Source organism: Bacillus salacetis (genome assembly GCF_003581585.1).
Taxonomy (GTDB): Bacteria; Bacillota; Bacilli; order Bacillales; family Bacillaceae_B; genus Rossellomorea; species Rossellomorea salacetis.
The window spans coordinates 153,944-170,390 of the sequence record NZ_QXIR01000002.1 but is presented as its reverse complement, the minus strand read 5'-3'; the positions used below and the strand labels follow the sequence as shown (position 1 = coordinate 170,390).

General features: G+C 41.9%; 26 protein-coding genes and 1 pseudogene. 12 read left to right on the top strand and 15 right to left on the bottom strand.

Features of this window, described 5'->3' with window-relative positions; genetic code table 11:
- The first annotated feature begins 13 nt into the window (after window positions 1-13).
- The 3 genes from D3H55_RS02645 (at window position 14) to D3H55_RS02635 (ending at window position 1,813) form a co-directional block, all read left to right on the top strand.
- The gene (locus D3H55_RS02645; protein WP_119545350.1) at window positions 14-1,045 is read left to right on the top strand and encodes an STAS domain-containing protein; all 1,032 of its coding nucleotides are present in this window, start codon (window positions 14-16) and stop codon (window positions 1,043-1,045) included.
- An 82-nt stretch (window positions 1,046-1,127) separates the two neighbouring features.
- Window positions 1,128-1,475, top strand: coding sequence for a hypothetical protein (locus D3H55_RS02640; RefSeq protein ID WP_119545349.1), 348 nt, complete (start codon window positions 1,128-1,130; stop codon window positions 1,473-1,475).
- Between the two features lie 62 nt (window positions 1,476-1,537).
- Window positions 1,538-1,813 (top strand): HU family DNA-binding protein, encoded by a 276-nt coding sequence (locus D3H55_RS02635; protein ID WP_119545348.1) that lies wholly within the window; start codon window positions 1,538-1,540, stop codon window positions 1,811-1,813.
- 123 nt (window positions 1,814-1,936) lie between these two features.
- Here D3H55_RS02635 and D3H55_RS02630 read toward each other — a convergent pair whose 3' ends face one another.
- The 6 genes and pseudogenes from D3H55_RS02630 to D3H55_RS02600 all read right to left on the bottom strand — a co-directional run bounded on the left by D3H55_RS02630 (window position 1,937) and on the right by D3H55_RS02600 (window position 5,034).
- Window positions 1,937-2,272 (bottom strand): hypothetical protein, encoded by a 336-nt coding sequence (locus D3H55_RS02630; RefSeq protein WP_119545347.1) that lies wholly within the window; start codon window positions 2,270-2,272, stop codon window positions 1,937-1,939.
- Window positions 2,273-2,397: 125 nt separating this feature from the next.
- Window positions 2,398-3,024, bottom strand: coding sequence for a LysE family transporter (locus D3H55_RS02625; RefSeq protein WP_119545346.1), 627 nt, complete (start codon window positions 3,022-3,024; stop codon window positions 2,398-2,400).
- Between the two features lie 358 nt (window positions 3,025-3,382).
- On the bottom strand, window positions 3,383-3,622 hold the full coding sequence (locus D3H55_RS02615) for a hypothetical protein (RefSeq protein ID WP_119545344.1): 240 nt from the start codon (window positions 3,620-3,622) through the stop codon (window positions 3,383-3,385).
- Between the two features lie 69 nt (window positions 3,623-3,691).
- A pseudogene (locus D3H55_RS02610) lies at window positions 3,692-4,188 on the bottom strand (DUF3231 family protein).
- A 181-nt stretch (window positions 4,189-4,369) separates the two neighbouring features.
- The gene (locus D3H55_RS02605; protein ID WP_119545343.1) at window positions 4,370-4,684 is read right to left on the bottom strand and encodes a DMT family transporter; all 315 of its coding nucleotides are present in this window, start codon (window positions 4,682-4,684) and stop codon (window positions 4,370-4,372) included.
- On the bottom strand, window positions 4,684-5,034 hold the full coding sequence (locus D3H55_RS02600; protein ID WP_119545342.1) for a DMT family transporter: 351 nt from the start codon (window positions 5,032-5,034) through the stop codon (window positions 4,684-4,686). The genes D3H55_RS02605 and D3H55_RS02600 overlap by 1 nt, the downstream gene beginning before the upstream one ends.
- A gap of 360 nt (window positions 5,035-5,394) precedes the next feature.
- On the opposite strand from D3H55_RS02600, the gene D3H55_RS02595 reads away from it, so the two are divergent.
- Both D3H55_RS02595 and D3H55_RS02590 read left to right on the top strand, forming a co-directional pair.
- Complete coding sequence (locus D3H55_RS02595; protein WP_119545341.1) at window positions 5,395-6,441, top strand: ATP synthase beta subunit C-terminal domain-containing protein; 1,047 nt, start codon at window positions 5,395-5,397, stop codon at window positions 6,439-6,441.
- Between the two features lie 92 nt (window positions 6,442-6,533).
- A complete protein-coding gene (locus D3H55_RS02590; RefSeq protein ID WP_119545340.1) occupies window positions 6,534-6,965 on the top strand; it encodes a DnaJ family domain-containing protein in 432 nt (143 codons plus the stop codon).
- Window positions 6,966-7,070: 105 nt separating this feature from the next.
- Here the strand turns inward: D3H55_RS02590 and D3H55_RS02585 are convergent, their stop codons facing one another.
- Together D3H55_RS02585 and D3H55_RS02580 are read right to left on the bottom strand one after the other, a co-directional pair.
- The gene (locus tag D3H55_RS02585) at window positions 7,071-7,586 is read right to left on the bottom strand and encodes a DUF421 domain-containing protein (protein WP_119545339.1); all 516 of its coding nucleotides are present in this window, start codon (window positions 7,584-7,586) and stop codon (window positions 7,071-7,073) included.
- Window positions 7,587-7,681: 95 nt separating this feature from the next.
- The gene (locus D3H55_RS02580; protein ID WP_119545338.1) at window positions 7,682-8,248 is read right to left on the bottom strand and encodes a DUF2179 domain-containing protein; all 567 of its coding nucleotides are present in this window, start codon (window positions 8,246-8,248) and stop codon (window positions 7,682-7,684) included.
- Between the two features lie 359 nt (window positions 8,249-8,607).
- On the opposite strand from D3H55_RS02580, the gene D3H55_RS02575 reads away from it, so the two are divergent.
- Entirely contained in the window at window positions 8,608-8,928 is a 321-nt protein-coding gene (locus D3H55_RS02575) for a hypothetical protein (RefSeq protein ID WP_119545337.1), read from the top strand.
- Window positions 8,929-9,060: 132 nt separating this feature from the next.
- On the opposite strand, the gene D3H55_RS02570 is transcribed toward D3H55_RS02575, so the two are convergent.
- The 4 genes from D3H55_RS02570 to D3H55_RS02560 all read right to left on the bottom strand — a co-directional run bounded on the left by D3H55_RS02570 (window position 9,061) and on the right by D3H55_RS02560 (window position 10,487).
- Window positions 9,061-9,225 carry a YfhE family protein gene (locus D3H55_RS02570; protein WP_119545336.1) on the bottom strand — a complete coding sequence of 55 codons (165 nt, stop codon included), beginning with the start codon at window positions 9,223-9,225 and terminating at the stop codon, window positions 9,061-9,063.
- A gap of 111 nt (window positions 9,226-9,336) precedes the next feature.
- Complete coding sequence (locus tag D3H55_RS23975) at window positions 9,337-9,489, bottom strand: hypothetical protein (protein ID WP_168412935.1); 153 nt, start codon at window positions 9,487-9,489, stop codon at window positions 9,337-9,339.
- 35 nt (window positions 9,490-9,524) lie between these two features.
- Window positions 9,525-9,719: a YozQ family protein gene (locus D3H55_RS02565; RefSeq protein WP_119545335.1), complete on the bottom strand. Its 195-nt coding sequence runs from the start codon at window positions 9,717-9,719 to the stop codon at window positions 9,525-9,527.
- Between the two features lie 15 nt (window positions 9,720-9,734).
- Window positions 9,735-10,487, bottom strand: coding sequence for a TraR/DksA C4-type zinc finger protein (locus D3H55_RS02560; RefSeq protein ID WP_119545334.1), 753 nt, complete (start codon window positions 10,485-10,487; stop codon window positions 9,735-9,737).
- Between the two features lie 212 nt (window positions 10,488-10,699).
- On the opposite strand from D3H55_RS02560, the gene D3H55_RS02555 reads away from it, so the two are divergent.
- Entirely contained in the window at window positions 10,700-11,038 is a 339-nt protein-coding gene (locus D3H55_RS02555) for a hypothetical protein (RefSeq protein ID WP_119545333.1), read from the top strand.
- A gap of 10 nt (window positions 11,039-11,048) precedes the next feature.
- A complete protein-coding gene (locus tag D3H55_RS02550; RefSeq protein WP_119545332.1) occupies window positions 11,049-11,618 on the top strand; it encodes a GNAT family N-acetyltransferase in 570 nt (189 codons plus the stop codon).
- Window positions 11,619-11,681: 63 nt separating this feature from the next.
- Here the strand turns inward: D3H55_RS02550 and D3H55_RS02545 are convergent, their stop codons facing one another.
- Together D3H55_RS02545 and D3H55_RS02540 are read right to left on the bottom strand one after the other, a co-directional pair.
- Window positions 11,682-12,356, bottom strand: a complete 675-nt coding sequence (locus tag D3H55_RS02545) for a DUF421 domain-containing protein (RefSeq protein ID WP_119545331.1) — start codon at window positions 12,354-12,356, stop codon at window positions 11,682-11,684.
- A gap of 80 nt (window positions 12,357-12,436) precedes the next feature.
- Entirely contained in the window at window positions 12,437-12,835 is a 399-nt protein-coding gene (locus tag D3H55_RS02540; RefSeq protein ID WP_119545330.1) for a secondary thiamine-phosphate synthase enzyme YjbQ, read from the bottom strand.
- 890 nt (window positions 12,836-13,725) lie between these two features.
- Between D3H55_RS02540 and D3H55_RS02535 the strand changes: the two genes are divergently transcribed.
- Genes D3H55_RS02535 through D3H55_RS02525 form a run of 3 tightly spaced genes read left to right on the top strand, consistent with a single transcriptional unit; the run spans window position 13,726 to window position 15,408 of the window.
- A complete protein-coding gene (locus D3H55_RS02535; RefSeq protein ID WP_119545329.1) occupies window positions 13,726-14,361 on the top strand; it encodes an NUDIX hydrolase in 636 nt (211 codons plus the stop codon).
- 16 nt (window positions 14,362-14,377) lie between these two features.
- Window positions 14,378-14,680 (top strand): hypothetical protein, encoded by a 303-nt coding sequence (locus tag D3H55_RS02530; RefSeq protein ID WP_119545328.1) that lies wholly within the window; start codon window positions 14,378-14,380, stop codon window positions 14,678-14,680.
- Between the two features lie 11 nt (window positions 14,681-14,691).
- Window positions 14,692-15,408 (top strand): Type 1 glutamine amidotransferase-like domain-containing protein, encoded by a 717-nt coding sequence (locus tag D3H55_RS02525; protein ID WP_119545327.1) that lies wholly within the window; start codon window positions 14,692-14,694, stop codon window positions 15,406-15,408.
- A gap of 197 nt (window positions 15,409-15,605) precedes the next feature.
- Here D3H55_RS02525 and D3H55_RS25155 read toward each other — a convergent pair whose 3' ends face one another.
- Entirely contained in the window at window positions 15,606-15,728 is a 123-nt protein-coding gene (locus D3H55_RS25155; RefSeq protein WP_276310197.1) for a hypothetical protein, read from the bottom strand.
- 111 nt (window positions 15,729-15,839) lie between these two features.
- On the opposite strand from D3H55_RS25155, the gene D3H55_RS02520 reads away from it, so the two are divergent.
- Window positions 15,840-16,433, top strand: coding sequence for a DNA-3-methyladenine glycosylase (locus D3H55_RS02520; protein ID WP_119545326.1), 594 nt, complete (start codon window positions 15,840-15,842; stop codon window positions 16,431-16,433).
- The last annotated feature ends 14 nt before the right edge of the window (window positions 16,434-16,447 follow it).

The window sequence follows — 16,447 nt, the reverse complement described above, 5'->3', positions numbered from 1 at the left end:
GGATCAGTCAAAAATGAAAAGATATGATACTGTACATAAGGATCAAATCAACGTGGGAGGACTGGATTTTTCCTGGAATCTTGAAAACGGCCAGTTTGAGTTTGAAGGGGAAGATGCGGTTCTTTTTTGGATAACATCTGCCATGAAATCCTTTTTCGATACATTGGAGGAGGTATCCGGCAAGGAAGCGGCGAAGGTTGTCCTTGAAACAACTGGTTATAGACAGGGACTTGTAGTCGGTCGTTATTTCCAATCTTTGGGTATCCCTTTAAAAGAAGTGGCTGCAGCCATCCCGGCTACTTATGCTTCAGCGGGATGGGGCAGTATAGAAATCAGTGAATTGGATGAACAGAAGAAGACAGGGATTGTAAGGTTAAAAGACAGCTGGGAATACAAAATTAATGTTGCCCAAGGAAAGTCACATACGACCACCTTTCTGGCAGGTCATTTCTCAGGGATTTTCTCAGGTTTGTTCGGTTCGAACGTTTGGTTCACAGAAGAAAGGGATCAGATTTCGGATGGTGATTATGGGGAATTCCGCTATGGCCCTTCCGATATAACAATAGAAGAAAATATTCATGATTTGGCCAGGAGGTCGGAATCTGAACGGATTTTAAAACTGGAGGCCATGGTTAAGGAACGTACCCAGGAGCTTACGGACCTGGTCAAGGAAATTTCTTCACCAATCATCCCGGTGCTGGAAGGTATCGTCGTTGTACCATTGCTCGGTAAGTATGACGAAAACCGGTCTGAAGACTTGTTAACAAAAACGTTGCATAACCTTCCAAAATATAAAGCAGATTATCTTGTAATCGATTTAACCGGTTTGCACCAATATATCAGCCGGTTTACAGTGGAGTTTCTCGGCAATCTGGCTTCTGCAGCTTCATTGATCGGAACGGAAACCATCCTCGTGGGAATTTCACCAGATCTTGCTCAGGAAATAACCGGAAGTGATTTGAAATTATCGAGATTCAGTTGTTTTTCTACATTAAAACATGGGATCTACTATGCCATCGGTCAGCAGGGCAGGCAGATTTATTAAGGAGCAGGCGGATTTCCGCTTGTTTTTTTGTTTCATATAAAATTAAGGAGGGAAAGAAACGGAAGAAGGAGGGTGAGGTCCCGTGATTGAAATAGTCGGAGTATACAGCTCTGTCAATCAATTGCTTGAAGATATAAATGAGAGGTTTGTAAATAATCAAGGCGCTGTTAAGTACTTTACTGTCGATTCCAGACAATATCAAGAACTGAGGCAGAACAGTTCCCTTACAGGCACCTTAATGGATACCTCAGAAAATAATGAAGATGGGGGGATCCACAGCCTTGCAACGGCATTTGACGAGGATGACGGCTCAGTTGAATTAATTAAGCTCGAAAAGGAACTCCTGCAAGAAGGTTTTTCTAAAGAAGATGCAAATGAATGCAAGGCATATCTTCACAAAGGCATGATTGTTGCAGCTGAAAAGGTTTAACACCTGGAAGGCAGTGGTAAGAATCAATTGTAGCATGATAATTTTTTTAGGAGGTTCTACATATGAACAAAACAGATTTAATCAATGCAGTGGCAGAGTCAGCGGAATTGAGCAAAAAGGATGCGGAGAATGCGGTGAAAGCCGTATTGCAAAACATTGAGGACACTCTGGCTAAAGGCGATAAAGTTCAATTAATCGGATTTGGCAACTTTGAAGTCAGAGAACGTTCAGCAAGGAAAGGCCGCAACCCGCAGACAGGAAAAGAAATGGAAATACCGGCGAGCAAGCAGCCGGCATTTAAGCCAGGTAAAGCATTGAAGGATAGTGTGAATCAATAAATAATATTAAAGTTTAAGTTGAAAGCCCGGCGTTCCTGCCGGGCTTTATTTATTCCAGAATTTTTTTGAGAATCCAATATAAAAAAACTGCCCATTTTACATGGACAGTTTGGTTCGTTACTATTATTCTTCCTCCTGGGAAGCATCTTCTTCTGTGTCAGCACTATCGGTACCATTGTCACTGTTTTCCGGATCTTCATTTAACATGCCTTCATTGTCTTCTTCAGAGGCAGGGTCTCCTTCATCCGTTCCTTCAGCATCTTCATTCATAGTATCATCCGTGTCTTCTTCCATGTCAGTACCATCAGCAGGATCGGTACTTTCTGGAGTTTCTGTTTCATCCATATTTTCTTCTTCCTGAATCATATCCTCATCTTCTTGTCCCTCTTCAGAGCTGCAGCCTGTCATGATGATACCTGCAGCCAGGGGAACGGTAAGAAATAAATTCTTTTTGTTCATTGGTAGCACGCTCCTTCAAATGTATTTGCAGCTGTTCTATTTATTGTTTACCTTATATTAGGCAGAATTAAACAACAATAAAGGGAAAAATAGTACAAAGCGGGAAGTGAGGATTTAAACGTTATTCAGAGCAAAAGGATCTTGATTGCCTCCCATCCGAAATAAAGACCAAAACCAATTAAAGATAAACCTGATAAACAGGAAATGCCAATCAGCAATTTGTCCGTAAGGTATCTTCTGAATGAACTAGCAAGAGCAGCCATGCTGACATCCCAAAGTGTCAGTCCAATGAATATGGCAATACTGTAAAGGACCAAATGTGCGTGATCTACAGTCTGGGCTGTTTTGGCGAGGACCGATCCATAGATTCCGAGCCAGAAAAGAATGGTCAATGGATTTGAAAGAGCCATGAAAAAACCAGTAAAAAATGTTTTCAAATAAGAGTCGTCTGTTTTCCTGGAGGATGAACTAATTTTCCCTGCACCCAAAAGGCTTTCAATGCCAGTGTACAGCAGGACAAAAAATCCAAATGACCAAAGGAATGCTTTTACAAACGGTGTATGTAAGAAATTCACTACACCAAAATAAACAACAAGCATATAAAGGAAATCGGCAGCCACTGATCCAATCCCTATCAGCCAAGCATGCCAAAAGCCATTTTTGATGCCTCTATCCAGCTGTGCGGCATTGATTGGGCCGATTGGAGCAGCAAGTGATAAACCAAGAAAGATATAACTTAAGAAGACAGCCATGAGTTTCCCCCTAAATAAGATAACTTGTACATCTTATTCGGTAGTTGTCCCGTTTATAACAACCGGTTCAGAGGAGGAAAAAACCAAAAAGGGAGAGTGGGTCTTTGGGGAATTTTCAATAATGAACTCTAAGCGTTTCAGGAAATTTATCTGGAAGGATAGAGGTAGAAAAATAATGAAACATCAGCATAACTGAATAGGAAATGCTTAAATTAGCTGTCAGTCCCGTAAATATGAAAGTATGAAAACAAAAGTTATCCACGAAAAGAGATAAAGTAAATAAGGAGATTCAATAATAGAAGAGGGGAAAGTCTGTCTATACGGATTTCCCCAAGAAGAGGACCTTAATGAAATAATTTTAAAGGGAGGCAAGGGCCTCTTCCAGCAGCCTCATTCTTTCTTGGGCACGATGGTATTCTTTTTGGTCTTCCTGGTTTGCCTTTAGCATGGTGTCATGGATACTGTTCAACAGTGTTTGTGCGTAGTGGACATCCTGGGTTGCCCGCTGGAAATGCTGAGGGTCAGTATTTCCCTGAGCGTCCAATAGATTTCGTTCAGCTATTTCGACTTGCTGAAGAGCTTCTTTAAGTGAGTCCATAATATTTTCACCCCTGATCGATGGTGGAATCGGGAGCACCTACTAACTAAGTACTCCTGTAATAGCTGTTTAACAATTTTCATGTTTGTGTTGATGCAGAGGAGGCGGGATCAACCAGCCTTTTGTAGCAGTTTACCGCCAAGTGCAGCTTTTTGTGTGTGAAATTGGCCAAACATCGTGGCTATATCTTCTCTGAGGCACTGAGCAATAGCCTGACTGCATGCAACCAATCCCATGGCAGCATCCCTGGACAAGATGGCTGCAATTTCAGGGTCCAGAAACCCTGCTCTGAAAGAAATATCATCAATGCAGGCACTGGGGCGTTCTGGTGAAGTTGGCGGCCGGCCGATACCATCGTTTCAGCAGTTCTTCCACTTGTTTGATTTCATGAAGCCATTCTGGATCATTTCATTAATCATTTAATATAAATCTTCGTCACCGGCATGGTTCCTCAGTGTCTGATATCCAGGAACCATTCCCTTGGCTGCCATGAGAAATGATCACGCTCCGAATACTTCACCATTATGCATTTGTTCATCTTTTGGATTTCCGCTTAAGATGCCCATTTAGAGCCTCCTGATTACTAATTCACATTATTAATATCTCCCCAAAAAAGCTCCATATTCAGAAAGTGAGTAATTCGCACGAGGCTGTACTGTATCCGGGGTCTAACAGACTGCTAGCAGTTTGCTGCCGGCTGATAGCATGTTTGCAGGCAAAAAAACAAAGGGTCATGAACCCCTTTGTTCAGGAAAATGCTTTAAGCCCGATAACGCTGACAATGATACACCCGATGAAGAAAATCCTTTTCAAATCCTTTGTCTCATTGAAAAAGAGCATACCGGCAATTACCGCTCCTGCTGAACCGATTCCAGTCCATACTGAATAACCGGTGCTGATCGGTATGGAAATGAGTGCAAGTGATAGAAGGTAAAAACTGATCCCCCCGGAAACAAAGGCCAGGATGGTGGGAAGGATTTTTTTATATCCATCCGAAAGCTTCATAAAGGTAACAAGCAGCACTTCAAATAAACCAGCAGTGATTAAATATAACCAAGCCATCATTTCCCCTCCATTGCATTGTTTGCTTCTTCTTCCTTTGAACTGAATTTAAGTCCGATGACACCAAAGATCAATAAGCAAATAAATAATATCTTCGGAACGCTGACTTCTTCACCTAAAAAAAGCATCCCTGCAATGGAAGTTCCTCCTGCACCTATCCCTGTAAAGGCTGCATAAGCAGTTCCTATTGGTATTAACTTCATTGATTTTGCAAAGAAGTAAAAGCTGATCGTCAAAAGGAGTATTGTCACGATACTGGGGGCAATACTTGTGAATCCATTTGAAAAAGATAACCCGATGGCCCAGCCGATTTCCAATATTCCACCGATGATGAGATACAACCAAGCCATGCATGTCATCCTTTCTGATTAAAAATAAAAGCTGTTTCCGCAAATATTGTTACTTATGGAAAAATCCCAGGTGCCGGATTTTTCCCCTGTATACAAAGGTTTTACTCCCGAAAAAGAAAGAGCAGCTCTTTTCTTTCCTTCTCACGGGGGTTTTTACGACGATATACCAGGATATTAGTTGAAATTTATATTGAATAGCAACAAAGTTTACGAAAAGAGGCTAAAGTAAATATTCCATCTTTATTATCCACATATGGAAGAAATTCGCAAATAGAAAGTTCTTGATCAAAAAGAGCCAATGAACACTTGTTAAATAAGGTAAAATAAATTACTATATAAAGTAAATAGGAGGGGTTAAGCATGGATAACCAATTAAAGTTGAATGTTGCTCTTTTACGCAGAAGGGTTCCTAATCTCACTTCAGCAGCCAAAGCCGTCGGTTTAAGGCCGGCTACCGTTTCAAATCTTTGCACCGGAAAAATCCCTGTTGGAAGGGCAGAAGTCAAGACGGTGGTGGCATTGGCATCATTGGCGAATTGTACACTTGATGAATTGCTGATTCGTGGAAACCGTCTCGAGATGATTGAAACTGGGATAAAAGTTGTAGATTTGTTCTGTCCACTCGTTAAAGGAGGCACTGTCGGTTTTGTTGCCAGGTCACAAATGGGCCAGCTTGTGTTGTTGAATGAGCTGATGCTGAGGCTTCAGAAGAAGGGATTTAAAATGATCTTTGTAGATGGGGCTGACGATGAGCCGGATGCAGCCGAAGCGAGATCAGCGAGTGATTATGTCTGCGGCAATGCAGGAGAAGTTTTTGAATTACTGAATGGTATAAAAAAGAAAGAAGAAGCAATCATTATTGCGGACCGTGCCATTGTGACATCCGGGGAGTTATTCAAGATGAATGAGCAGTTCGGGCAGGCAGGATTTCCTGAGATCACGACATTTTTATATGATCCCAGCGGAGAAGCTGTCGATGCAGAAGATCCTTATGGGCCGCTCGATACCCTGATTCCGTTCGACCTGGATCTCGCTACAAGGCAATTATATCCAGCTGTTCAGCCTGTCAAAGCAGTGTCCACTCTGCTTGAAGATGCCTTACTTGATAACAATCATCTGTCTATTCAGCGCCGTGCAAGGAAACTCCTGAGAAGATACCGTGAAATCCGTGTGTTGGTCAATAACATTGGGCAGGACAAAATCCCTGAGACTGAGATTGTACTGTATAAAAGGGGGCAAATGCTGGAAGCCTTCCTGACACAACCCTTCTATGTGGCAGAAGCTTTCACAGGATTGCAGGGGGAATATGTCACAGCAGAAATGACATTGTCCGGGGTCCAGAAAATCATCGATGGAGGTACAGACAGCCTGACTCCCGAACAACTGAAATATACAGGTAAACTATAAGGCTTTACCGCTTTAAAGCATGTGGGGACAGTCCCTCGATGGATTAACGCGGTAATTTACTAAAGATTATTAATCAAAGGGGTGTGTGATAAATGAAGAATGAGCAATTTGAAAAACGCAATAAGGCTGAGAACATCATGATGGGCGACCAGTCAACCAGCAGGTTCGATCAGTATTATGAAGATCATATTACATCCATAGTCAGGAGAGCAGAGAAAGAGGGTCAATTTGAAGGTGTTAAGGGTAAGACGATTCAGTTTGATAGTGACATGGCATATAACCCTGAAAAGGCACTTAACAAAGTCCTCAAGGATAATGGTGTTCTGCCCCGATGGATGGAGCTTAAAAAGGAAATAGAAAGTTTGAGGAAGGACCTGGAGATCTTTAATGATGAAGCGAATATCAAGAAGACGATTGATCTGATAAATAAGAAGGTCATGGACCACAATCTAAGCTGCCCCCGTACATCCCATTTGGGCGGAATCAATCTTCAAAGTTATTTGAACAAGAGGGGAATCAAATGAATGCTTTAATGCATCACCGCAAGTGGGGACAGTCCCCACTTGCGGTGATGCGATAAAGCGCGATCGAATGGAATGGCCGCCCTACTTCCCGGCGGCACCCATCCATTACTTGTTAAATCCCTTAACATCGTTCAGTGTTTCTTTTGTTTTCTGGTCCGATTTCTTAAGGACGGAGATGGACCCGTCTGTTTCAAGTACTACTGCATCTACCTCTTCCATCGAACTGATTCCCTGGGACCTGGCTGCTTGCAGGATCTCTTTTTTCATGACGCGTTCTTTTTTCATGGCCTCAGTATGATACTCGCCATCGAGATAAATGATTTGCGGTTCTGATTTAATCAATTTATTGATGAGGGGAATATGGACCGCCAGCTTGGCGATTATATATTGAAGCCCAATCAGCATAATGAAGGCGGTTGTCCCTTGAGCCAGTGTAACTTTTTTATTGATGAGGATGGACGATAACGTAGATCCCATTGCGATTGTGACCACCATATCAAATGCATTCAGTTTGGAAAGAGTCCTTTTTCCAGATATTCTAAGAATGATGATTAACGCGATATAAGCACACAAACCAATGATGATGGTCCTTTCAATGGTGCTGAAATTAGAAAAAAACATACTGCAATCTCCTTTCTGTCTCTATGTCCATTGTTTTTCCTCAAGATAATGGAGATAAACCAAAAAGACTCTCCTTCATCAAGAGAGTCTGTATTTCAGTTATTCGATTGCAGTGTTTCCGCAGATGCTTCACGCTGTTTCTTCTTCATTCGTTTCTTCATGGCCTTAACCAGGAAGCCGCCCTTGAATCGGCGGGGTTCATAAGAGATGATGAAGGCCCTGGGTTCAAGCTCCTCGACGATTTGCAAAAGTTCATCCTCACGATTTCGTTTTGTCAGGATTTCCAGCTGGTACCTTTTGCTGTCTCTGCCCATACCTTCGAATACGGTTACGCCAAACCCTTCATTTCTTAAAATTTCTATTAACCTTTCATTGATTTCCATGAGATTTACGACAATGCTGGTGTATCCTATGGCGAGTTTGTTTTCAACCTTGCTTCCGATATACAGCCCGACACCAAAACCAAGTGCATATACCAGCATACTTGCCAGGCTCTGGTCCCCGGAAAACACCAACGCCAGTCCAAAAACATAAATCAAAGCTTCCAAAAAGCCGAAGGAAGAAGCAGCCACACTCATGTTTTTCACAAGAAAAATCGTCCGTAGTGTTAGGATAGGAACATAGACCAACTGAAGAGCAAAAATAAGCAATATATCTATCATGAAAAAAGGCCCCTTTTTAATATAATTGTTCAAAAAATACTTTCCAAATATACCATTGATAATGGCAGAAAAGGAAGAGGTTTTAATGATTTTTTTTTCGGTTTTTTTATCACGTTATGCTCTTGTTAGCGGACCGCAAAATCGTGTATACCTGGAAGCTTTCACTGATAGGATATTTTTTCTGTGTAAGTGTAAATGTTGAATTTTATGGAGAGGAAAAAGTAAAGAAGAGTATGACGGAGAACGGCCAGGCCAATGAAGCCTCCGATAAATGAATGCTTGGTTCATTCCGAAAAACTCTGACAAAGCATATACATACACAGTAACAGGAAATTAATTCTGAAGGAGTGTATGCATTGATGCAATATCCACATAGACAGAATTTTTATGGCCAGGGCCCGTACGGGAATCCAGGATTTCAAGGCGGATATGGGCAAGGATATGGATACCCTGGATTCGGTGGAGGTTACAGCCAATGGCAAAATCCCGGATACCCCGGGTATGGCGGACCAGGATTTGGGGGTTACGCTGGTTACGGGACACCTCCTTATGGAGCTCCAGGCTTCGGGCCGGGCGGAGGTTTATCACCATTAGGTGCCGGTTTGCTGGGACTGGGGGCAGGCTTTCTGGGTGCGGAACTTATAGACAATGGTCCAAAACGGGGATATCACTACTATTAGAAAACTTGATCCCGGTCAAAAAAAGGGCTGCTCTCCCTAAGGGAAGTTAGGTGGGAGAGCCTTCTATCAAGATAAAAAAAACCTTCTGCCTTCCCTGATAAAGGGTGAAGCAGAAGGTTTTTATCATGGCCTTCATTGATTTTCGCGATTATCTTGTTTTACCTCATCAGGATAACCAGCTTTGGTTGCCGCTTTGAATTCCTTGGCGTAATTTACTTCCTGTGAACTTGAAAGACCATTATTCTTTTCAGTATTAATTCCTTTGTATGGAAGGTTTTTAGCATTTCGGTTAGCCATGTTGATTCTCCTTTCAAAGTAATTAATGTGTTCATATAAATTAATTACCCGCCAGGAAAAAAGACTAAACAAATAATGCGATGAGGATATCCCCGCCGCATTATTCATTATTCATTCTTCTTCCAGTACGATTGGAAGAGTGTTTTCGGTACGTTGAGGGCCGTATTCAGATCCCTTGTTCTGTTTAATGTGTTTATTGCCAGGATAGGCTGATTTATGTTCATTGGATAATTTCGCCACTTTTTCAGCATCAGTATTGACCATGTACATCCTCCTCTAATGAAGAAATTTAGTCCGACTCAGCGATTCAAGTCGATGTCTTGTCCTGCAGCATCATCAATTTTTCCATCAATTGTACCTTCAGTAAGGCTGTCGGTTGCCTGTTCATGAGTCATTGCCAAACCTTGAGACAGCTCATCCTTTTTGCCATAATCAGCGGGTTCGTAAGTTCTGCCTGCAAGCTTCGTTGTTTGTCCTTGACGTCTTTTTGCCATCAAATTACCTCCATTTCAGTCTTTGACATAAGGTTCCTTTTCAAATGCCGGCAAATCGCCAAATATGGTCATCGTGCCTTCTTGATCCAAAAGCTCTTCATATTGTTCATGCTGTTTGTTTGGATAAATGGTTACGTTCCTGCCCTCTATATCGGTGCCGGCAAAGTTCTCGAAATCCTCTGTGTACCCGACATTTTCTTCATAATCAATATAAACATCGTTATAGTCATCAGGAGGATTCATCAGGGCAGAAGGTGATTCTGATGTTCCCCATTCTGCAACAGCCTGCCATGAATCTTCTGCGTCGAAGGCCGCGTCCTCGTCCTGTTGATCTTTGAAAAATTTTCCGAAAGGCGGAAGGAGGACTCCTTCTTCAATAGGGCGGTTATGAGATACTGTCTGGTCGGGGCTGTGCTCTTTGCAATACAAGGTGGCAGGAATAGATTCCAGTCTTTCTATAGGTATATCTTTTCCGCAGACCATGCATTTTCCATAGCTGCCTTTATCCATCGCAGTCAATGCCTTTTGAATAGTTTGCAGCTCATAATCCAGATGTTGATGCAGGGCAATATCCTTCTCTCGTTCATACAAGGCGGTACCTTCATCCCCTGGATGATTATCGTAGCTGGACAGTTCTCCTGTCGTTTCATGGGGGTGTCCTTGATTTAAATCAAAATTGTCGTTGTCTTCCTGTCTTTGATTTATGGTTTTTTCCAGTTCTACAAGTGTTGACCGGAAGGCAGACAGTTGTTGTTTTGTCAGTGTCATTTCATCATTCCTTCCAGGAGATTTTCTCTATTAGTATGGAGCATAATGAAAAAATAAATGTTTGTTAAATCATACCGGGATTGATCAAAAAAGAAGGGAAAACAGTGCAAATATCGAACAATTACTTAAGGCTTCCGAATCTTCCGGTCATAATTCTCCTGTTAAGGAAATATCCATAGGATGTTGAATATTTCTTAACGGGGAGAACATATATGAACAAGGTCATCATCAAAATTTGTATTATAGTCATACTGTTGGGGATTCTGATAATTTTACTTACGCACACACTGAAAGACGGGGAAATGCTGGAAAAAGACAAAGTCACCCTGCATGAAAAATATTTTGCCCCAAGTCAGTCAGCTGTAGCAGTGGGAGTTAAATCAAAGAAAGAAATCGAAGTGGCGGAACGAGAAGGCAAAAGCTGTGTGATGGAATTCAGTAATAAAAAACGATTTGAGGTTGACTGTGATAAGTACCTTGATTTCAAGGTTGGAGATAAGGTGGTCATAACGTATAAAAATCAAAAGCTTGTCAAGCTTGGAAAGAAGTAAGGAGAGGACAATGAAAACCAATTTGCTGGAAAAGATACCTGATATTGAATTGAAGCATTATTATTTAACCGGAATAAATGAAACACATGCTGCTAAGCTATTTACATTTTTGGGCGACGGAAAAACGATGAAGTTTCTAACCCCGCATCCTCCGCAATCGGTGGATGAAGTTACAGAAACAATCCATAAGTCCTTGGAGCAATTTCACAGTCAAAAGGAAATTCCATGGGTGATCATAGAAAAGAAGACTAATGAGGTCATTGGTTTATTCCGTTTACATAAGCTCAATCTCTGGCATAAAAAGACTGAAATGGGAGTCGTGCTTTCAAATACATTTCAAAGAAAAGGGGTCATGAGCGAGATACTGCCTGAAGTGTTATCGTTCTGTTTCAATGAATTGGAATTGAACCGTGTTGTAGGCGACATCTTTGCAGATAATACAGGCTCAAGAAAATTGCTGCTTGCAAATGGGTTCAAGGAAGAAGGAGTATTGAGACAAACAGACTTTGATGGAGAAAAATATCATGATACTGTTGTTTTTTCCATATTGAAATCAGAATACGAATATTGTAGATCATAAAAATATTATGTAAACAATAAGTTCAACACCCGTTCACATATCCATCAGACGGGTGTTGAACTTTTATTGTAATTCATTTGGCGGTTCTTTCATATGTCCTTGATTTTCGACTTCGTCAAATATATTCACTTGGGCAGAAGCCGTTGCCGTTCTGTAACCTGAAGGCTGCGTTATAATTTTTCCATTGGAAACAGGGAACGGAGGGGACAGGGTAGGCAGCCACTCGTTGAGTGTTTGTGTCAGAAGCTCAATCTCCAATCTCAGCTGTTGGATATCTTCTTTGATTGCTGGCTGTTTATTGGGCTTGAGAATTATGCCCAATTGGCCATTAGGCTCCAATGTAGCAAATTGTACATCAGCCATATCGCTTACTTGATTCTGCCTCAGCTTCATCTCCAGCTGGTCGACCGTCAAGCGCAATTTCTTTAATGTGTTTTGCTGAAGCACCCCTTCATGAATGACGACTTTGGAACGGCCCGTGATGAATTTCTCCATCGGATCGTTTTTTATTTGAATAAACTCCATAATCACCAAGGTCAAAACCAATATAAGTCCGACTGTCAGGGTGGACCAGACACTTTTTCCAACAAGCGGCTGGACAAGCAGCGATCCCAGACCAATCATGATGACCACCTGTGCAAGGGTCATTTGGGATATCGATTTCCTGCCTGCGACACGTAACAGCAAAGTACCGCCAATTACAATCAGGACAGCTTTCCAAATCAGATCAAAATCCAAATAGATTCACTTCCTTTTAAGAACATTATCAATAAGTAGGTTTTGAAATGGAAGAAGTGAATATACCTTGAAAGCTTTACCTATTCAGACAATCTGCAAGTGATTCTCCTTGTTCTTGGTCCATCGAATTCACAAAAGTAGATACCCTGCCAGGTGCCGAGGAGAAGTCTTCCTTTTGTGATTATCAAAGTCTGGGCATGGCCGGTAAAGCTTGTCTTAAGGTGTGCTGCCGTGTTTCCTTCTCTATGTCTGTCCTGGATATGATTCCATGGGAAAGTCTCGTCCAATCTCATCAAAAAATCTGTTTTCACATCTGGATCAGCGTTCTCATTAACAGTAACACCTGCAGTCGTATGCATGGACTGCACCACCACGATCCCTTCCTGTATTCCCGTTTCATCAATCCACTCCTGGACAAGCCTTGTAATATCAATCATTTCATCTCTAGAAGAGGTATTGATTTCAAATTGCTTGATCATCGAACCATTCCTTTCATTTTTCCTTCCTATACTATTTCTGCTTTTCTGCCGCCTTAAACTTTTTTCTGATAAATGATCAAAGAGTTCCTCTGTTTTTTGTTCAATGCTGATTCAGCAGCGCCCGGTTACAATGCATAAGGCTTATATAAACGGCCTTCTCATTCATTAGAAGACCATTCCTTGTTTGCCATGGAAGCAGCAATGAAATTGCTTTTTTCAGAGTTGTCGGGGCGCCTGTCTTTCATTTCCAAAATTCATAAATATGTTTAGACGGAAAGTGCTCAATGGAAAAAGCAGGATAACCAGAAACGATAAAGAATTATATAATCAATACATGGGTTTTGAATAGGGAGTATGTGCAGACATCAAACAGAAGTACCACCACTGTGTTAGCAGGATTATTCCTAATCTGCTGTCTCCTGGTATTGATTAATGGCTGTTTTCGCATAAATTATTGTTTTCGAAAAAATCCCTGGTGCCGGATTTTTCCCCTGTATACAAAGATTTTACTCTCGAAAAAGAACTTGCAGCTCTTTTCTTCTCTGCTCACCGGTGTTTTTACGGCGATTTACCAGGACATTAGTTGAGATTTAAAATTGAATAGCAACAAAATATACGAAAAGAGCCTAATTATTTCATGGTGGACTGATGTTCGTATTATCATCCAGGTGTTGAAAAGAAGCAGAGGATGAATCAAGTTTCATCCATTGAAATATCTGCTATCATTAAAGAAGGATTCCTTCTTACCCGGGGTTCGAATTGAAAATACCCTTGCGTTATAATTCTTTAAAAGGACAAATTGACTTATCAGGGATGTGAAAAACACTCCTTTATAGTTATACTGTTTGAGAACAAAAAAGGCTTGCAGGCAGATTGAAAGAGGTGCGAAAATGGATTTGGATACAATCAAGCAAAGATTTCATAATCGGACACCAAGGATATTGGGGAGTGATGATTTCTACCGGTTTTCCGTGCTGCTGCCCCTTGTAGAGATAGCGGATGAAATGCATATCCTTTTTGAAGTGCGTTCAGAGCACCTTAGAAGGCAGCCGGGAGATATATGCTTTCCGGGTGGGAAGGTCGATGAAACGGATGCATCCGAAAAGCATACAGCTGTCAGGGAAACCTGTGAAGAACTTGGAATAAGGGAGGAAGATCTATCAGATATCTATCCCATGGATTACATTGTTTCTTCGTTTGGGACATTCATTTTCCCCTATATTGCTGTATTGGAGAAGAATGCAGTAATTACACCCAACCCAAGCGAGGTAGCAGAAACCTTTACCGTTCCATTGTCATATTTTTTAAACACGGAGCCTGATGTATATAAAGTAGGTATTACCATTGAACCGGAAAATGATTTCCCGCTTGATTTAATTGCCGGCGGAGAAAATTATAACTGGCAGACCAGAAAGATTGATGAGTATTTCTACTTCTATGAGGACAGGGTGATTTGGGGTTTGACTGCGAAAATCTTAAAACACTTTTCAGCTGAGATCAAGCAATTGAAAAAGAACATTGAATAAAAGTGGGGGTGAAACTATGTTCATCGAAAGTGTCAGGAATGTATTAGGGAAAATCGCCCTGATGGATGATGATGATACCCGTATGGAGGATACCCTTCAGAGGCTCCTGGATTTATTGCTGCAGGATGAGGAGAAAACCATTCAGTTTATGGAACAGGCAAGCAGGAAAGAACTGCTGCTGATAAGTGAGTGGTTCCCTGAGGTAGTCTATACATTTGGAAGTCAATATTTTCTTGAGTATATTTACACACTGGATAAAAGACATCCGGAACTTGATTTACTTCGATATATTGAAACAAACCCAAAATACCTTAACTAGGCGGAGGATGTATGGATCAAATCATTGCACTTGGAGGGGGCGGGTTCTCAATGGAACCTGGGAACGACCTCCTCGATACATATATATTGGACCAGGCATCTTCAGATGAACCGAAAATTTGCTTCCTTGCAACAGCCAGCGGTGATGCGGAGGGGTATATCGACCGCTTCTATGAATTCTTCAAGAGAAAAAATTGCATACCTTCGCACCTTTCGTTATTTAAACCTCATACAAGGGACCTCGAGCGGTTCTTGCTGGCTCAGGATATCATTTATGCAGGAGGAGGCAACACCAAAAACCTGCTGATTCTATGGAAGGAGTGGGGTATGGATAAAATCCTGCATAAAGCGTTGGAACAAGGAATTGTGCTTGCAGGACTGAGTGCCGGCTCCATCTGCTGGTTTGAAGAGGGAGTCACCGATTCTTATGGGGACGGCTTGGAACCTTTGACCGCGTTGGGGTTTTTAAATGGGAGCCACTGCCCGCACTATGACGGTGAACTGGAAAGGAGGCCGTCCTACAAGGCTTTCATAGCCGATTCAGTATTGAAACCCGGTTATGCTGCAGATGATGGTGCAGCTCTTCATTTTATAGATGGAAAGCTTGAGAGGGTTGTATGCTCAAGGCCTCATGCAGCAGCCTACTTTGTTAAAGAACAAAATGGACAAGCAGTTGAATCGAAACTCGATACAATATTCCTGGGACAGGAAGAACAAAAGGGGAGCTGAAAGGCTGCTCCCCTTTTTGCGTTGAAGAAGTTATAAAGAGATCTCGACATCACCGTGCTCTGTTATGGAAACGGTCGTATAACTATAGAACGTTTTCATTTCATCAATAGTGCTTTCCTCGCAGGAGAGTGCATTCATATAACGATTGTAGGTGTTTACATCTTTGACGATATGGTAATAGTAAGCCGGAGTCTCATTTATGAGGTCCCTTTCCTTGAATAAGACCTCTCGTTGAATTTGTCACCGAACCATTCGCTTGCTTCCTGGTGATTGTCAAAAGCGGGCATCTTTTTTGCCAGTTCTTCTATGTTGATTGTCATGGCGTTGCCTCCATTTAAATAGAATTAAATTTGAACAGGTAAGACTGGGTTTAGGATTATTTTTTACATAGATTGTGGTTTCATTCGGAAACTGAGAGGAGTTGTATGCAGATGAAGGACAATGCATCTTTTAATATCCTGCCCCGGAGTTTTTATTCGCTGCCGACCCTGCAGCTGGCAAAGGAACTCCTGGGCTGTTTGCTTATAAACGAAACACAGGAAGGAGTCACATCAGGCTATATAGTGGAAACTGAGGCGTACATGGGACCGGAAGACCGGGCAGCGCACAGTTTCAATAACAGAAGGACGAAAAGAACGGAAATAATGTATGCGGAAGCCGGAAGGGTATACACATATGTGATGCATACTCACTGCCTTGTGAATGTGGTGAGCGGACCGCCGGGCAAACCTGAAGCAATCCTTCTTAGAGCGATTGAACCGCGTGACGGTGTCGATTTGATGATGAATAGAAGGCCAAAGACCGGGAAAGACCTCACAAATGGTCCCGGTAAAATGACAAAGGCAATGGGGATAACCATGGGTGAATATGGAGGATTTTTTCATAAGGGTCCTTTATATATTGCAGCAGGTTACCAACCGGAAAGTATCTCCACAGGTCCTCGGATCGGGATCGGAAATTCCGGTGAAGCGCGGCACTATCCTTATCGGTTCTGGATTGAAGGGAATGGGTATGTATCCCGGTAGGATCGTGAGGAAGT

What these genes read in the sequence shown, in the direction of transcription:
- D3H55_RS02530 (WP_119545328.1), top strand. Translation starts at nt 14,378, where the DNA reads ATGTTCATCGAAAGTGTCAGGAATGTATTAGGGAAAATCGCCCTGATG.
- D3H55_RS02560 (WP_119545334.1), bottom strand. Translation starts at nt 10,487, where the DNA reads ATGACACTGACAAAACAACAACTGTCTGCCTTCCGGTCAACACTTGTA.
- D3H55_RS02575 (WP_119545337.1), top strand. Translation starts at nt 8,608, where the DNA reads ATGCAATATCCACATAGACAGAATTTTTATGGCCAGGGCCCGTACGGG.
- D3H55_RS02585 (WP_119545339.1), bottom strand. Translation starts at nt 7,586, where the DNA reads ATGTTTTTTTCTAATTTCAGCACCATTGAAAGGACCATCATCATTGGT.
- D3H55_RS02540 (WP_119545330.1), bottom strand. Translation starts at nt 12,835, where the DNA reads ATGATCAAGCAATTTGAAATCAATACCTCTTCTAGAGATGAAATGATT.
- D3H55_RS02525 (WP_119545327.1), top strand. Translation starts at nt 14,692, where the DNA reads ATGGATCAAATCATTGCACTTGGAGGGGGCGGGTTCTCAATGGAACCT.
- D3H55_RS23975 (WP_168412935.1), bottom strand. Translation starts at nt 9,489, where the DNA reads ATGGTCAATACTGATGCTGAAAAAGTGGCGAAATTATCCAATGAACAT.
- D3H55_RS02570 (WP_119545336.1), bottom strand. Translation starts at nt 9,225, where the DNA reads ATGGCTAACCGAAATGCTAAAAACCTTCCATACAAAGGAATTAATACT.
- D3H55_RS02555 (WP_119545333.1), top strand. Translation starts at nt 10,700, where the DNA reads ATGAACAAGGTCATCATCAAAATTTGTATTATAGTCATACTGTTGGGG.
- D3H55_RS02535 (WP_119545329.1), top strand. Translation starts at nt 13,726, where the DNA reads ATGGATTTGGATACAATCAAGCAAAGATTTCATAATCGGACACCAAGG.
- D3H55_RS02595 (WP_119545341.1), top strand. Translation starts at nt 5,395, where the DNA reads ATGGATAACCAATTAAAGTTGAATGTTGCTCTTTTACGCAGAAGGGTT.
- D3H55_RS02565 (WP_119545335.1), bottom strand. Translation starts at nt 9,719, where the DNA reads ATGGCAAAAAGACGTCAAGGACAAACAACGAAGCTTGCAGGCAGAACT.
- D3H55_RS02550 (WP_119545332.1), top strand. Translation starts at nt 11,049, where the DNA reads ATGAAAACCAATTTGCTGGAAAAGATACCTGATATTGAATTGAAGCAT.
- D3H55_RS02580 (WP_119545338.1), bottom strand. Translation starts at nt 8,248, where the DNA reads ATGATAGATATATTGCTTATTTTTGCTCTTCAGTTGGTCTATGTTCCT.
- D3H55_RS02630 (WP_119545347.1), bottom strand. Translation starts at nt 2,272, where the DNA reads ATGAACAAAAAGAATTTATTTCTTACCGTTCCCCTGGCTGCAGGTATC.
- D3H55_RS02590 (WP_119545340.1), top strand. Translation starts at nt 6,534, where the DNA reads ATGAAGAATGAGCAATTTGAAAAACGCAATAAGGCTGAGAACATCATG.
- D3H55_RS02645 (WP_119545350.1), top strand. Translation starts at nt 14, where the DNA reads ATGAAAAGATATGATACTGTACATAAGGATCAAATCAACGTGGGAGGA.
- D3H55_RS02625 (WP_119545346.1), bottom strand. Translation starts at nt 3,024, where the DNA reads ATGGCTGTCTTCTTAAGTTATATCTTTCTTGGTTTATCACTTGCTGCT.
- D3H55_RS02635 (WP_119545348.1), top strand. Translation starts at nt 1,538, where the DNA reads ATGAACAAAACAGATTTAATCAATGCAGTGGCAGAGTCAGCGGAATTG.
- D3H55_RS25155 (WP_276310197.1), bottom strand. Translation starts at nt 15,728, where the DNA reads ATGACAATCAACATAGAAGAACTGGCAAAAAAGATGCCCGCTTTTGAC.
- D3H55_RS02600 (WP_119545342.1), bottom strand. Translation starts at nt 5,034, where the DNA reads ATGGCTTGGTTGTATCTCATCATCGGTGGAATATTGGAAATCGGCTGG.
- D3H55_RS02615 (WP_119545344.1), bottom strand. Translation starts at nt 3,622, where the DNA reads ATGGACTCACTTAAAGAAGCTCTTCAGCAAGTCGAAATAGCTGAACGA.
- D3H55_RS02520 (WP_119545326.1), top strand. Translation starts at nt 15,840, where the DNA reads ATGAAGGACAATGCATCTTTTAATATCCTGCCCCGGAGTTTTTATTCG.
- D3H55_RS02605 (WP_119545343.1), bottom strand. Translation starts at nt 4,684, where the DNA reads ATGGCTTGGTTATATTTAATCACTGCTGGTTTATTTGAAGTGCTGCTT.